The organism is Paenibacillus sp. Dod16 (assembly GCF_049893405.1).
Lineage (GTDB): Bacteria > Bacillota > Bacilli > Paenibacillales > Paenibacillaceae > Paenibacillus_AQ.
In genome coordinates, this window is sequence record NZ_JBNDYG010000034.1 from 106084 (window position 1) to 121134 (window position 15051).

Here is a 15051-nt window from a genome sequence, read left to right on the forward strand (position 1 = left end):
GCCAGACATTTCATTAAGCTAACGGGCAGGATAATGCGAGTATTAAACGAAAATATTTGTAACGGCTCCCTTGATGGCGCTGTCCATGCTCGGCTTTGTACTACAATGAATGTACATTAACATTGTCCAAGAAGACGCAACTAATTTGTGCACAAATAGTTGCGGTACGAAATTGACGGGATATTATACTTTTGTCGAGAGGAGGAATCTGATGGAATGGCTTGAACGGATGAATCGGGCGATGGACTATATCGAATTAAACTTGGCTGGAGAGATCGAACTGAGTGAAGTTGCTCGTAGAGCATGCTGCTCATCTCATCAGTTCCAGAGGATGTTCTCATTCATTACTAATGTAACGCTGGCAGAGTATATTCGGCGCAGAAAGCTCACTCTTGCCGCGCTCGAATTGCAAAATAACAAAATAACAAAGCAATTAGAGTGATCGATATCGCCATAAAATACGGTTACGAGTCTCCGGTTTCATTCGCGCGGGCATTTCAATCGCTTCATGGGATCACGCCGGCAATGGCTCGCCAAGACGGAATTGCTCTTAAAGCCTATCCACGTCTCTCATTCCTGATTACGATTAAGGGGGTGGATGCGGTGAATTATCGGATCGAAACGAAGGAATCATTCGAAGTTTTCGGTATTGAACGAGTTTTTCAAAGTGATGAAAGTGGTGATACACCGAGCACGCCGGCACAATTCTGGCAGCAATCCCACGCCAATGGCGAAGTTGAGCATTTGGTGAAACCATTGAGACGTTGTATCGACGATTTTATGCGGAATGGCTCCCGACGTCAGGCAATGAGCATGTGGATGAAATGGAAATGCAAGTTTGCGGCGAAAGAGGCGGCCTTCACACTGTTGAACTGTGGTTCGCCGTTAGGAAAATCTAATGCCTGCATCCGACTTTGAACACGAATCCCGATATGCTAATAAAGGAGATGGGAAAGATGCTAAGAAAATTCAACCCTCCAGGTATGGTTTCCTCGGACATTTATCACCACGGAGTAGAGGTTACATCATTCCAACAAATGCTGTTCATCTCAGGTCAAGTAGGTGTAGGTCCGGATGGAATTCCCGGTATAGGTATTCGGCAACAAACGGAAATGGCGATCCATAATTTATACAAGGTTCTTGCAGGTGCGAATATGGATGCCAACGACATCGTGAAATCCACGATCTATTTAACGGATGAAAATCAACTGGGTGCCTTCATGGAGGCTGGAGCAGGGGCCTTGCCGACTCCTCCCCCGGCGACGACGTTAGTTATTGTCAAAGCCCTTGCATCGCCTGATTTGCTAGTTGAGATCGAAGCCGTTGCAGCGAAGTAAGTTTGTTACTATACATTTGATACCCAAGTTACGGGGAAGGATGATTACCAGGGAACAGAGAACAGACTCCTTTAGATAACACCATATGCCTTAACCCATCAATACGGCATGCGTGTTAAAGAGGAAGGCAGACAAGCTCATGGTCCCATTATATTAGAGTTTTTTATAGACGTAGCAACAGTAAAAAGGGGCCGTTTCTCAAGATCTAAGATCATTTGGGACGGCCCCTATTTACAATATGTTTTATTATAAAGGTTAAGAAAATGGTATGGATCTCTGAAACCTGCTGTTGTCCTTGCTGTGTGAGCTACTCTTTAACCGAACCCAGCGTAATCCCGTGAATGAAGAAGCGCTGGAGGAAGGGATAAACGATAAGGACGGGCAGCATCGCGATGAAGATTTTGGCGGCATCGAGTGTCCGGTTGGACAACTCCGACAAGCGACGGTACTGGTCCTCGGACATCGTCGATGGATCGACCGAGACGACAAGCTGCTGGATATACGTCTGGAGTGGGTAGAATTGCTCACGGGACATGAAGATCAGACCGTACAAGAATTCATTCCAGTGATACACGATACTGAACAGCGAGACGGTCGCCAGCACCGGCACGGCCAGAGGGATGTAGATCTTGAACAGGATGTACCATGGTCCCGCGCCGTCGACAAGGGCGGCTTCATCCAACTCCTTGGGCAGGTTGCGGAAGAAGTTCATCGTGAGGATAACATTGAAGACGAGTGTCTGCGCGCCGCCTACCAGGACAAGTGCCCAGATGCTGTTCAGCATGTTGAGCTCTTTGACCGTCAGATATAGGGGGATCAGACCGCCGTTGAACAACATCGTGAAAATGAGAATCCACATGAACACATTGCGCCCCTTGAATTCTCTCGCTGTCCGCGAGAGCGGGTAAGACATGAGCACAACCATGATAAAATTGAGAATAACCCCCAGCAGCACTCGCTCGGTCGATGTCCAGAAGGACCGGAAGAACTGATTGTCATTGAGAATCTGGTTATATGCGTTGAGATTGAAATCGACTGGCCATAGCCAGACCTTACCGGCCGCAGCGGCAGAGTTGGAGCTAAGCGAAAGGGAGAGCGTGTACCAGATCGGCAGGACGCATGACAAAGTAATGCCTATCAGGACTACAATCAGTATAATATCAGTCACACGGTTGCCGAACGTCCGGTCTCTGACCACGGTCAGCACCTCCTACTCTAGTTGGAATGGTATGAGTTTACATAGCTTTGCATCAGGATGAATCCTTAGAATATGCGATAGTTAACAAAACGGTAAGCCAGATAATACGAGACGGATATCAGCAGGAAGCCCACAACGGACTTCAACAGGCCGACGGCGGTCGCAAGTTCATATTGGAGGTTGAGCAAACCTGTACGATAGACCCAGGTGTCAATAATATCACCTGTAGAATAGACGAGCGGGTTGTACAGATTGAAGATCTGGTCGAAGCCCGCGTTAAGCACATTACCCAAGCTGAGTACCGTAAGCAATACGGCTGTCGTGCGGATCCCGGGCAGCGTGATATGCCAGAGACTTCTCCAGCGTCCTGCGCCATCGATGTTGGCAGCTTCGTACAGTGCCGGGTTGATACCGGTAAGCGCGGCAAGATAGATAATGGTACCAAAACCGAATTCCTTCCAGACGTCACTGCCGACTACGAGGAACGGAAACAGCTGGGAATCGGCAAAGAACAGTTTGGGCTGGAATCCGAACAAAGCAGTCAGTTGATTAACGGGTCCATTATAGGAGAATAGATCTAGTACAATGCCCCCCAGAATAACCCAGGATAAAAAGTGAGGCAGATAGACAATGGTCTGAATCCAGCGTCTGAGAATCATCAGACGCAGCTCATTGAGCATCAGTGCAAACAGCAGAGGCGCAATCAGATTGGCGACAATCTTCATGGACGCGATGACAAGCGTATTCATGAAGACTTCCTGTGTATCCTTCAGCAAAAACATATACTTGAAGTGCTCAAGTCCCGCCCAATCCGAGCCAAGGATTCCTTTGCCTGGATTAAAATATTGGAACGAAATGATGATGCCGAACATCGGAACGATGCTGAAGACGAACAGCCATAGAAATCCCGGGATCAGCATCAGATAATAATGTTTGGCGAAACCTCTCATTCGCATGACAGCACTCCTTTCCCCGAATCCTATATCGAGCCTTCCAGAGCTCCTGACAGGTGCCTGGAGCTCTGGCTATGTGGTTCGTTGTATGCCTTAACATCACTGCGCAATCGCTTCCTTAACCTCCTGGGTAATTTGATCGCCGCCTTGACGTTTCCAGTTCTCGACGAAGGAGTCGAATGTCTCCAGTGGAGCTGCGCCCATGATGATGCGCAGGAAGGTCTCATCCTCTAACTTGCGCAGATTCACCCAACGGCTCTCCATTAGTGGCGTTTGCTCATACAGAAGACTGGACACCTCCTCAAACTCGGTATCAACCAGCGGCCTGCCGCCCACCATGATGGAGTACGCCCGAGTCCATGCTCCCCAGTTGGCTTCGGGGTTCCATGTTGCTATATCCATCGAATCATAAGGCTCATTTTTGATCGTCTTGATGCTTGCGATGTCCGAAGGCAGCAGTTTGTAGGCTTTGTCATTCGCAAAATCCTCTGCGGTTTTATTGCCTGCCAGCACATCACGCAGGGCTTTGACCGTAAATTCAATTTCATCGGATGGAGCGTATACGACGCGGAGCGGATAGTAACCTGGACCGCCTTTGCTCGGGTCAAAGGTGTTCTCTTGTTCGTTTTTAAACAAATTGTTCAGTAACTTCATAGGGACTTCCGGATGCTCGTAATTTTTCCGAACCACCACAAACTCAGTTGATGGTGTAGCAGCATGTGGTTTAAATTCGCCATTCTGATTCAAAGGCAGGGCATAAGCTTGCCAGTTGGCTTCGGGATCATTTTTTACGGCATTGGTTAGCGGGCCGTAAGCCATCCACCAAGGCGCAAAGAACATTCCGGATTTTCCGGCGATAATGGGCTCATCCGCTTTGTTACGAACACCCATCTCTGGGTCAATTAGTCCCTTGGAATACAAATCTCTCAAACTAGCTAACGCCTCGCGAGTCTCCGGCAGAATTGAGCCGTACACAGGGCTGCCATCCTCGCCCTCGAGCCAGTATCCAGGGAACGCGTCATGCGCGGAGAAAATGGGGTCAAAGCCGTACAAATTGTTCTTCGACTCCAGGAAGTTCGCATACAGCTTACCGCCACTTTCCGGTCCAGTAATCCCAATCGTATCGCGCTGACCGTTACCATCCGGATCATCTTCGACGAAAGCGCGGGCGACGTCTTCAAGTTCTGCCATCGTCGTTGGCGGTTCAAGGTTCAGCTTATCCAGCCAGTCTTGTCGGATCCACAAGAGGTGAATGCCATCGGCATTGGCTTGCACACCCGGAAGGGCCATGATTTTGCCATCGAAGGTCACTGCATCCAAGGCAGCGCCGTTGGTATTTTCAATGATAGTTTTTATATCCGGGGATGCATATTGCTCATACACCTCCGTTAAATCGGCAATCTGGTCGGCTTCAACCAATTGGCGCAGCTCAACGGCATTGACGACCATAGCATCCGGCAAATCGTTACTTGCAATCGCGAGACTGATTCTCTGACGAAGATTCTGGCCGGAGGCAGCAAATTGATGGTCGACGTACACGTTAAGCGCTTCCTTAATCTGACGAGTGTATTGATTGTCCAGCGGCGTGTCGCCAGGCGGCAATTCATTATCGGTGGGATCGATTTCAATGCTGATGCTGATCTGGACAGGCTCTTCGTAGCGGCCGAATGGATCAGCGGGTTCGCTTGATTCCGCGCTTTTCTCCGGTGGAGCCGGCGTGTTATTAGTTGTATTGCTGCAAGCACCCAGAACGAGAAAGCAGGCAAGTAATAGCGCTAACGTTTTTGACTTGTTTTTCATAATTACACCCCTTCTATCAGATTGAATGGAATAATTATCCCTATGGACCATTTAACTGTAACACAATGAAACCGCCTTCAAGGATAGAAGGTGGTTTCTAAATGAGGGGGTCATATGTACAAAAATTGACGGCTGTTCCGGATGGTTGGACATTTCACCCACTAAGGAGAAGACATTTGTCTACCCTGTTTTTTTCAACTGAAAGATAACAGCTCAGGCATCTGAATCTTTGCTCAATAATCATTTTTATTTGTGTTATATTCTAGAAAGATTTTTCCCACCTGTTTCTATTTATGCACGTCTTAGACCTGATTCGAAGAGAGGAGGAGTCAATAATCGATGGGGATGCTAGCGTTGAAACCGGAAAAGAATTGGAAGTCCCGCCTGAAGCGATTGACCTTGAAAAATAGAATTCTTTTACTGTTCGCCGCAGCAACATTGATCCCTTTCATCTGCACCTGTTATCTTTCATACAACACCATTACATCCATTCTGAATACGAAGCTGCAATCCGGCATTCAAAGCAATTTAAAGCAGGTCAGATTGTCGCTTGAGAACACGCTGAACAATCTGAATCACGTATCCCAACAACTGTCCTTTAAAGGGAATGTCGGTAGGCAGCTTGAGATGTTTTTGATGGCGAAGCAGCCGTATGACCGGAGTTATCTGACGGACGAAATCAAAAATCAACTGAATCTCATCACATTCACGAATCCCAATGTCGGATTAACGCTGTATTATTTACGCGACGATCAGACCACTCTTTTTGAGAATACAGGCATGAAACAACGATTCAATGTCGATAACCTTCCAATCCTCGCAGAGTATTATGGCATCACCTATTTTGGACCGCATATCAGTCAAGATCGATTCAACAATCAATATGTGCTTTCCGCGTTGCGAAAGGTGGATTTGCCGGAGAGGGAGGATGCCTATGTCTACATTGAGTCCGGTTTCAAGCTGACGCAGAGCATTCTTGATTTGGATGAAGTCAGCAAGCATACCAATCATTTAATTCTGGACAACGACGGAAGAATTTCATACAGCGAACTTCAAGATATCTTTCCTGAAAATTCATTTTTTTCGGACTCATTATCGCCGTCCCTGGTAACAGGCATGACTTCCGATTATTATTGGTATCGACAAGTCAGCAATCAGGGCTGGAGCGTGGTCTCGCTAATTGCGCAATCCGACTACAACCGCGAGAAAAATCGCTGGATGATGCAGATGCTGGGGCTGGCACTGTTGTTCGCCGTAGTTAGTCTGACGATTGGCTGGCTTTTATGGAAAATGGTGTACCGGCCGCTGTCGCGCTTCCATAAGGAGATCAAATCGATTGCGGGCAGCAATTTTAATGCGGCTGCCACGCAATCGCGGATCCCGGAATTTGAGATGTTGTTAAACCAGTTTCAACATATGAAGGTTCAGATTACGCAGCTGTATTCTGAAATCAAGGCCAAGGAGAAGCGCAGAGCGGATCTGGAGATCGAGAAGCTGCAGTATCAGATCAATCCGCATTTTCTGATGAATACGCTGGATACCGCTCACTGGCTTGCCGTTATGAACGGTCAGGAGGAGATCGACAGGCTTGTCACTTCGTTGAACAAACTGCTCTACTACAATCTCCGCAAAGGCAACAGTGTCGCGACAATCAGGGATGAGATTGATTCACTGAAACAATATCTTATTCTCCAGCAGATTCGATACAATTTTCAGTTCGATGTCAATATTCACGTAGACGATGCATTGCTCGAAGTGACAGTCCCTAGGTTCATTCTGCAGCCGTTGGTTGAAAATTCGCTATATCACGGGCTGGATGACAACGGCAGGATCGAGGTGGAGGTTAGAAAGAATGACAGACTAGAGATTGAAATTCGCGATAACGGTGGGGGGATCCCTGAAGAAACAATTGAGGCGTTGCTTGAGCAAGAACAGACTGAACACCATCGAGTGGGGATGGGAATCGGACTGAATTATGTCAAACGAATGTTAGCATTTCACTATGAAGGGAAAGCGAGTCTGACGGTAACAAGCGAGCTTGGCAATGGTACCCGCATCATCATTTCGATACAAATTGGGGAGGGAAATTAAACGAAATGATCCATGTTCTCATCGTTGACGACGACAAGCTTGTACGTAAGGGACTGATGTCCTTTTTACCCTGGGAATCGTTCGGAATGAGAGTTGTAGGCGAAGCTGCCAACGGGGAGAAGGCGCTCGATTTTCTGAAGGCGAATCGGGTAGACCTGTTAATGACCGATCTGGCCATGCCCGTGATGTCGGGCATCGAATTAATTCGGGTTGTACGCAAGTTATATCCGCATATCGCGATCGCCGTGTTGACGCTTCATCAGGATTTTGAATACATTCAGGAAGCGCTGCGACTGGGTGCCATTGATTACATTGCCAAGGTAGAGCTAGAAAAAGACCAGTTCGAAGAAGTGTTTCGTCGCATCCACTCGCGCATTGTGGAAGAGAAGCAGAAGCACAAGAATGAGTCGCATACGATAGCAGAGGTTTGTTCTTCCGATACGGCCTATGCGCTATTGACATTCCCGGATGAGCCATTAACAAGCAGTATGGTTGCGGATTGTGTTTCCTTGGGCTGGATAGCCGAATCGGAAGGATCTATTCTGATGTGGTTGACGGATCTTGCCAAGGAGGTTCAGCCTCAAGACCATTACGAAGAAGACCCGTTGCCGCCGCTTCCAAACGGAACGCGCAGCTCCGGATGGCATATGGTGCGGTTACGGCATACAGCCGGTTTATCTCCATCCGATCTGCACCAACGGATGCGGGCTTACAGGAGCAGAGATTTTTTTTACGACTTCGACGGCAATGAGCCCTATCCGATTGAGAAGTCTGTCATGGAGCTGCTGGCAGAACATCCTGAACCGGGAGAAGAGGAGACGGACACTGTGAAGAATTTACTACACGCCTTCACTTGGGTCCATGACGATGAAGCCTTTGATAAGCTTTGTAGTCGATTAAAAGAACTGCGTATACCCGTCCCCAAGCTAATGCAATGGATCTACGGCTTTATGGTTGACTGGAACCGGCTCTATAGAGCGATACAACCTGATGATATTAAGCTCCCTGACACATTTACGTGCTGGCGGGAGGTTACGGACTGGCTGAAACATTTCAGGGAAAATGGGATTACGCGCTCAGGCAGCCTGCAGCTGAGCCCGGAAGTGAGCGGCAGCATTATGACCGCGGTAAAGATCGTGCACGATGAACTGGAGTTTCCGTTATACGCCATCGATGTCGCGAAGCGGGTCAATCTAAGTCGAAGCTACTTTTATCAATGTTTCAAAGAAATCGTAGGCTTTTCCTTCAATGAATATCTGCGCAAGGTACGAATCGATAAAGCGCGGGAATATCTGGAGCAGACGGCCAGGCCAATTGTCTGGATTGCCAAGCAAACCGGATACGAAGATGAGAAATATTTCAGCAGAACTTTTCGAGAACAGACAGGTATGCTCCCGAGCGAATATAGACAGCAGTATAAGTCGAGGTTATAACAATGGAAAGTAAATTTCCTTTATTTATCGTAACAGGTGCAAGTGGGTCTGGGAAAACATATGTTATCAAGGAATTGCGGAGATTGATGCCTGATTTTGATATTTTTGACCCTGATAGTCTTATTGAATTTATCGGGCACGATTGGGAGAAAATGCGAAATATTTGGCTGCGGGTTGCACGCAATATCGCTGAAAATGGACGCATGACTATAATATGCGGAACAATGATGCCGTGGGATATTGAAAAATGTGCGGACTTTCCTTTTTTTAAGCATGTATATTACCTAAACCTGCATTGTGATGAGGAAACGCGCGAAAAACGTCTACGTGAAAGAAATTGGGCGGAGGAAGAGATTCAAAACCACAAAAACTTTGCAAAACGATTGCTTGAAATTGCCGATGAGGTCTATAACCCACCTATGCCTACTATTGATACAACGGTTACTGATGTAACCGAGGTTGCCTCTCGGATAAAAGAGTGGGTTCACCAATACGCTTGAAATAACGGGAAACGATAGGCAGCCGATCACATTGAGATCAGCTGCCTCTTGAATGTTGGAAAGAATTCTAGACCGATACTGTCACATTGAGGATAATTCTATTTCCGGACGAACCTTACTTTGAATTTTTTATATTTGATTTTTTCGTTTTATTCCTTGGAAAATCAGCATAAATCCCATTAAGAATAATAAAATATTGACTGAACTTAAAGACTGTTTTCCTAAAAAATCCTGAATTAAAAGATAAGATTGGATATTTTATTACATTATAGATTTTATTCTAACAGCAATCACCCTAGATTGGCAGAAATTGAAAATTATCTGCTTTTTTAGCCGAGTATGATGAGTGGAGCTAACCCGATGCAGGAGGAGTAAAAGAAGTGAAGCCTGTAAGTGATGGATTTGAAACAATATGAGGTTCTATTGAGGAATTTCATCTGATTCAGTTTTTTCATGTAACTTTTTTGCTTTTTTGGGTGTTTACTAAGTTGAGGGAAATAACCCCCATGCAAGAAAGGGGATCATCCATCATTTCGAGAAGTGCAAGTACATAGGGTTACACTACAGAAATTAAAAAATCGAAGGAGTAGTGGGATGTCTAAGTATATAAAAGCCATGACTTTGAGCATGACTATAATCCTCAATAAGCCATGATTTTGAAATCATTCTTTGCGTTACTTCTTAGTATACCGTTTACGATTATAAATTTCGGTGCATACCTAAAAGGCAACACACCTTCAACTATGAACTTAGTGAGCACTATTCTCTTTTTAATTTTGTGGATGTCATGGGGAGGTTACACTAATTATAGGGACAAACGGAGCATGCGCTTTCTTAAGTTCAGCTCTTTTTACTGTCTCGTCTCTGTTGCATGTGTTTTTGTAATGTATCTTATAGATGCAATACTTTTTTCAATACCAGTTGGAATATTTATTATAGGACCGGTGTATGGGTTAAGGTATTTCTTCCCCTCGGTTTCATATGAAGCATTTGGATACATCTCTGTAATAATAGTCTATGCTTTCAGTTTGGCTGGTTCTTTTATAGGATATGTGGCAAGTAAAAAAGCAATACGAGAGTAAACAGTAATGGGACTGACCCCATAACGTGAGACAAAATAAAAATACCTTCAAGAGAATGCAACCATGTCGTAAGATATGGAGACAAACTTGGAGGTTTTTTGCATTGTAAGCAAGAGTCAACGATCTGGTCGAAGTGAAGAAGAAAGCAACTGTATCTGTCCCTTGTGAATGACGGAGAGGTGATAATGCCAACTTACTTGAGCATATAAAGTTGCGATACTAAGTCGCTGTTATTCTATACTGCGATTGAGAGGAGGGAAAGAAAAATGGATTGGCTTACGAGGATGAATCGGGCACTGGATTATATTGAAACAAATTTATCCGGGGAAATCGACCTGACGAAGACAGCAAGCCAAGCTTGCTGTTCGTCTTATCAGTTTCAAAGAATGTTCTCCTTCGTTACGGATGTTACACTGGCGGAATATATACGACGCAGACGGCTTACTCTTGCAGCAATTGATTTGTTGAATAGCGATACGAAAGTGATTGATATCGCCATTAAGTATGGCTACGATTCACCGGTTTCTTTCGCAAGAGCTTTTCAATCGATGCATGGTGTCAATCCAACCACGGCTCGTCAAGAAGGTGTCGCGTTGAAAGCATATCCACGGCTTACCTTTCTTATTTCAATCAAAGGGGTTGAGGCGATGAATTATCGGATCGAAACCAAGGAATCTTTCCAAGTATTTGGCATTGAAAGAGTGTTTCAAACAAGCGGTGATGGCGATGGACCGAGTACACCAGGGGGATTATGGCAACAATGCCATGCCAATGGCGAAGTAGAGAGACTTACTGCCAATGCGGGTGAATTGCCTGTATATCTGAGTAAGGATATGTATAAAGTGCATGCAGTGTGCAGTTATCGAAAAACCGAAAATGATACGTATCCGTATATGCTGTGTTCATTTAAGAGCGATTCCAGTAAAACAGATGGATACTTGGAAATAACGATCCCTTCACTCACTTGGGCAATATTCCCATCGGAGCTGTTTACTTGGGATCAATTTAATGATTCCATCGAGTCGTTATACCACCGCTTTTATTCAGAATGGCTTCCAACAGCAGGATACGAGCAGGTGGATGGAATGGAATTCGAAGTCTATGGAGGCAGAAATGGCCTTAATTTTGTAGAATTGTGGTTCGCGGTACGAAAAACCTCCTGAATGATGAAGACATACAGAGCGCTGGATCATCCATAGAGAGATAAATATCATCTTTGGTTCGGTATGAAGGAACATGGAAGTACGGGACACGTTAGTTGAATAAAGACGAGAAGGCAGCCGACCAATTTGATCAGCTGCCTTAACTTGGCTAAAGGGCAGTAGAGGCAAACATGACAGGGGAATACTATGGGAATTTCTAGATTAAGAATACTCTAAATGATATCTTTAGAATAGTTTGATAAATGAGATCGCAGATTCACTAGTTAAATAGAATATCAAAACATGAAAGGACAAAAACATGTCTCAATTCCCTACTTTAGAAACGGAAAGATTTATAATTAGACAGATTAAACAAGATGATTCACAAGAAATATTTCAATATTTCTCAATGGATGAAGTCACAAAATTTTATGATTTGGAGAGTTTTACGAATATTGAGCAAGCAGAAGAACTAATTCGCAGATGGAATCAGAGATTTGAAAATAATCAAGGAATCCGCTGGGGAATCACCTTGCGGTCGGAAGACTGTGTAATTGGAACTTGTGGATTTCATGGTTGGGCGAAAAATMATTGCAAGATTGAAATCGGGTAAGGGGAAACTCAAAGGGCCTTCACTTTTGAAGATGTTCTCATTATACTATTCCTACTTCCCGCTCCACCGGAAAAACCGTGTAGCAAGCACTACAAATACAATCGCAATGCCAATCAAAACAGCAGCTTCAAAGCCATATTCCGTAATGGGCGCTTCTGTCCACGTCCCCCGCAGCAACTGAATGACGTAATAGAGCGGGAGTATTTTCGCTGCATATTGAAGAATCGTCGGCATCATCTCCAGCGGAAAAGTCGCCCCTGACAGGAACAGCATCAGGTTTAGAAATAATGAACTGATTGCGGAAGCAGCCTGAGTGTTTTTTGCTAAGGAAGTCAGAAATAAAGCAAACGGGAAAAAGGCCAGGATGCTAATAAGCAATGAAAGCAGGGTGCTTCCGATATAGGCCGGCAGGGTTAAATCATAGAGCAGCATGCCAAAGACCATAAGAAGCATGGCGGATATAGCAAAGATGACGGTCCCTTGAAAGGTATGGGCGGCGAGGATTTTCCATGGCTGGAGCGGTGTTGATTGATATCTTCTTAATACGCCCGTTTCCCGGTAATTGGTTAAAACAGTTCCCAGTGTGAAAAAGGAAGTGGTTACGATATTGACGCCAATCCATGAAGGAACAGAATATTCCGCAAAAGCCTGTTGGCTCATGTTATCTCCAACAAACATGGAACCAAACAGCCCAATCATGACTACTGGAAAGAGGAATGTCCAAAACATGCTTAAACGGTCTCTAAAGAACATTTTTGTTTCTAAACTGGCGAGTTTTACGATTGCGTTCATCCGATCTTCTCCTTTTCTAGGTACTGAACAAATAAATCATCAAGAGAGCCTTTCTCAAATCTGAAGCTGGACAATGGGATGCCTTTTCCCTGACAGTAACTGAAAATGTGATAAGCCGTTGTCTGCTGGTCATCACAAAACACCTTGAATTCGGCTTGATTCTTGTCAACGCGCTCCACACCGGGAAGCGAGCTTAAATATTCGGGACCGAGTTCTTCGCTGATAAAGGCAAGACAGCCAGCAGCACCTTCGTTTAATAATTCACGAGGGGAGTTCAAAGCTTGCAATTGGCCGCTGTAAATCATCGCTACCCTGTCGCACAGCTGTTCAGCTTCTTCCATATAATGCGTGGTTATCACAATGGTACTTCCACGGTCCCTTAACAGTCGGATCAATGACCACATGTCCCGTCTTGCTGAGGGATCAAGCCCCATGCTCGGCTCATCAAGAAATAAGATTTCAGGCTCATGCAGAGTGGCTAAAGCAAGAGTTACCCGCTGTTTCCATCCGCCGGATAAGTCATCGAACTTTACGTTCAGCTTTTCGCGTAAGCCAAGCAATTCTACTAAATAATCTTTTTGCGTGGCGTTATCGTAAAATGAAGAAAAGAGATCCAGCGCTTCTTTTACTTTCATTTTTTTCTGTATCGAAGTGGCCTGAAACTGGACTCCAATTCTCTTGTTTAACTCACGAAGCTGCTTATTGGGAACAAGTCCAAGAACTTCAACCGCTCCATGGCTTGGATCAGAGATTCCTTCCAGAATTTCGAGGGTGGTCGTTTTCCCCGCGCCGTTCGGCCCGATAATCCCGAAGATCTCACCTCTGTAAACATCAAAGGAAAGATTCTTTACTGCCTGGGTCCCGCCAAAGTTTTTCGATAGATTTTTAACTGTAATAACACTCTCCATGCTGATCCTCCTAATATTCAATGTCTTCTAAGATCTTTATTCAGCTTTTTCGATTCATTTTTAAAATAAAGATAAAACCCAATCCATCCGATGGCATAACCGAAAATAGAGATGACCAAGTATATCAAAAAGTTCCTTACACCAATCTGAATCCAGCCAATCCATAGGCCTAATATAAAGTAGACGATGGTGACTGTTAGAAAGTGCAGGGCTGTCTGCATGGGCAGGCGAAGTGAGCGGATCTTAAAATAGAGTGGTGTGACAGTAAACAGCCAGCCGCAAAAAATATAGCCAAATGCATCTTTAATAAAAAGCAGCCCGTCTATTGTCGATTGTCCACCAAAATAAATAAGCGCACTTGTAGTCATAACAGCAATAAAAGCCCCGAAGAATATGCCGATGATGCTTCTGAAAATAAATGCATTCATTTCGTTTCCCTCCGGTTCATTTTTAAAACTTCTTTAATTCGGCTGATGTAATGACGCGAAACATATTCTTTCTCACCTGATATAAAGTGAACACAAAGGGTTGGTTCGAAATGGCTCATTGCATACAGGTTTGCAATGACGGACTTTGAGATCCTGATAAAGCGGTGGGAGGGAAGGGAGTTTTCGAGCTCATATAATTTTTCTTTTACTTTAAAGATTCCTTCTGAGGTGGCGGCTGTGACCACATCGCCTTCTGTACGAAAGTAGTGTATATCCTCGTGCTTAATTAAGTGCTGGTTCTCTCCATCTTTTCCGACGATCAAATCAGTGTCATTCTTATTGAGGTACGCGAGGATCTCCTGGATGGCTGGGGTCATTTCTTTGCAGTGAATCGTCACCGTGGTTTCTTCGTTGCGCGGGTTGATGTCGAGTAAGATTTTCATGTAAAGAAGGCTCCTCCATTCCATACGCTTTATGAGTTTAGTATAGATGGCGATTTTTCAATTGTCATTAAAACAAAGGCGACCCACAGGAACCGAACAGTAAGATGCATGTATCGGCGTCCGTCCTGCAGGATAACAAGCGGCTTTTGACCTCGAGGGGGGAGGCAATGATGATTGCATGACGACCATATAGTAAGTATGCTAATCCTATGCACACGATAACTAAATTGGACGGAAAGGGAGAAAGCGTGAAAGTGAAAGAAAACATCGTTTATTTGTTGAATAAGATCACGCAACAGAGGAAGTTCCACTTGGCCAGACAGCTTCAAGA

15 protein-coding genes are annotated in these 15051 nt (G+C 45.0%); 8 read left to right on the plus strand and 7 right to left on the minus strand.

Annotation, left to right across the window (positions count from 1 at the left end):
- The first annotated feature begins 211 nt into the window (after nucleotides 1-211).
- The 3 genes from ACPV3A_RS23615 to ACPV3A_RS23625 all read left to right on the plus strand — a co-directional run bounded on the left by ACPV3A_RS23615 (nucleotide 212) and on the right by ACPV3A_RS23625 (nucleotide 1337).
- Nucleotides 212-442 (plus strand): hypothetical protein, encoded by a 231-nt coding sequence (locus tag ACPV3A_RS23615; RefSeq protein WP_426201557.1) that lies wholly within the window; start codon nucleotides 212-214, stop codon nucleotides 440-442.
- A gap of 83 nt (nucleotides 443-525) precedes the next feature.
- The gene (locus ACPV3A_RS23620) at nucleotides 526-918 is read left to right on the plus strand and encodes a hypothetical protein (RefSeq protein ID WP_426201559.1); all 393 of its coding nucleotides are present in this window, start codon (nucleotides 526-528) and stop codon (nucleotides 916-918) included.
- A gap of 38 nt (nucleotides 919-956) precedes the next feature.
- Nucleotides 957-1337, plus strand: a complete 381-nt coding sequence (locus ACPV3A_RS23625; protein ID WP_220685109.1) for a RidA family protein — start codon at nucleotides 957-959, stop codon at nucleotides 1335-1337.
- A gap of 307 nt (nucleotides 1338-1644) precedes the next feature.
- Here ACPV3A_RS23625 and ACPV3A_RS23630 read toward each other — a convergent pair whose 3' ends face one another.
- The 3 genes from ACPV3A_RS23630 to ACPV3A_RS23640 form a co-directional block, all read right to left on the minus strand.
- On the minus strand, nucleotides 1645-2535 hold the full coding sequence (locus tag ACPV3A_RS23630) for a carbohydrate ABC transporter permease (protein ID WP_194542900.1): 891 nt from the start codon (nucleotides 2533-2535) through the stop codon (nucleotides 1645-1647).
- A 65-nt stretch (nucleotides 2536-2600) separates the two neighbouring features.
- Nucleotides 2601-3491, minus strand: a complete 891-nt coding sequence (locus tag ACPV3A_RS23635) for an ABC transporter permease (protein ID WP_426201562.1) — start codon at nucleotides 3489-3491, stop codon at nucleotides 2601-2603.
- Nucleotides 3492-3587: 96 nt separating this feature from the next.
- Entirely contained in the window at nucleotides 3588-5288 is a 1701-nt protein-coding gene (locus ACPV3A_RS23640; RefSeq protein ID WP_426201564.1) for an extracellular solute-binding protein, read from the minus strand.
- A 339-nt stretch (nucleotides 5289-5627) separates the two neighbouring features.
- On the opposite strand from ACPV3A_RS23640, the gene ACPV3A_RS23645 reads away from it, so the two are divergent.
- The 5 genes from ACPV3A_RS23645 (at nucleotide 5628) to ACPV3A_RS23665 (ending at nucleotide 12149) form a co-directional block, all read left to right on the plus strand.
- A complete protein-coding gene (locus ACPV3A_RS23645; RefSeq protein ID WP_426201566.1) occupies nucleotides 5628-7379 on the plus strand; it encodes a sensor histidine kinase in 1752 nt (583 codons plus the stop codon).
- Between the two features lie 5 nt (nucleotides 7380-7384).
- Complete coding sequence (locus ACPV3A_RS23650; protein ID WP_426201568.1) at nucleotides 7385-8812, plus strand: response regulator transcription factor; 1428 nt, start codon at nucleotides 7385-7387, stop codon at nucleotides 8810-8812.
- 2 nt (nucleotides 8813-8814) lie between these two features.
- Nucleotides 8815-9312: an AAA family ATPase gene (locus ACPV3A_RS23655; protein WP_339293947.1), complete on the plus strand. Its 498-nt coding sequence runs from the start codon at nucleotides 8815-8817 to the stop codon at nucleotides 9310-9312.
- A 1348-nt stretch (nucleotides 9313-10660) separates the two neighbouring features.
- Nucleotides 10661-11557: an AraC family transcriptional regulator gene (locus ACPV3A_RS23660; protein ID WP_426201570.1), complete on the plus strand. Its 897-nt coding sequence runs from the start codon at nucleotides 10661-10663 to the stop codon at nucleotides 11555-11557.
- Between the two features lie 298 nt (nucleotides 11558-11855).
- Nucleotides 11856-12149 (plus strand): GNAT family N-acetyltransferase, encoded by a 294-nt coding sequence (locus ACPV3A_RS23665; protein WP_426201572.1) that lies wholly within the window; start codon nucleotides 11856-11858, stop codon nucleotides 12147-12149.
- Between the two features lie 51 nt (nucleotides 12150-12200).
- On the opposite strand, the gene ACPV3A_RS23670 is transcribed toward ACPV3A_RS23665, so the two are convergent.
- Genes ACPV3A_RS23670 through ACPV3A_RS23685 form a run of 4 tightly spaced genes read right to left on the minus strand, consistent with a single transcriptional unit; the run spans nucleotide 12201 to nucleotide 14720 of the window.
- Entirely contained in the window at nucleotides 12201-12941 is a 741-nt protein-coding gene (locus tag ACPV3A_RS23670; protein ID WP_426201574.1) for an ABC transporter permease, read from the minus strand.
- Nucleotides 12938-13849, minus strand: coding sequence for an ABC transporter ATP-binding protein (locus ACPV3A_RS23675; RefSeq protein WP_194542894.1), 912 nt, complete (start codon nucleotides 13847-13849; stop codon nucleotides 12938-12940). Before ACPV3A_RS23675 ends, ACPV3A_RS23670 begins: the two co-directional genes overlap by 4 nt.
- Nucleotides 13850-13866: 17 nt before the next feature.
- Nucleotides 13867-14277 carry a DUF3021 domain-containing protein gene (locus tag ACPV3A_RS23680; RefSeq protein ID WP_339293943.1) on the minus strand — a complete coding sequence of 137 codons (411 nt, stop codon included), beginning with the start codon at nucleotides 14275-14277 and terminating at the stop codon, nucleotides 13867-13869.
- Nucleotides 14274-14720: a LytTR family DNA-binding domain-containing protein gene (locus ACPV3A_RS23685; protein WP_426201577.1), complete on the minus strand. Its 447-nt coding sequence runs from the start codon at nucleotides 14718-14720 to the stop codon at nucleotides 14274-14276. Before ACPV3A_RS23685 ends, ACPV3A_RS23680 begins: the two co-directional genes overlap by 4 nt.
- Nucleotides 14721-15051 lie beyond the last annotated feature (331 nt).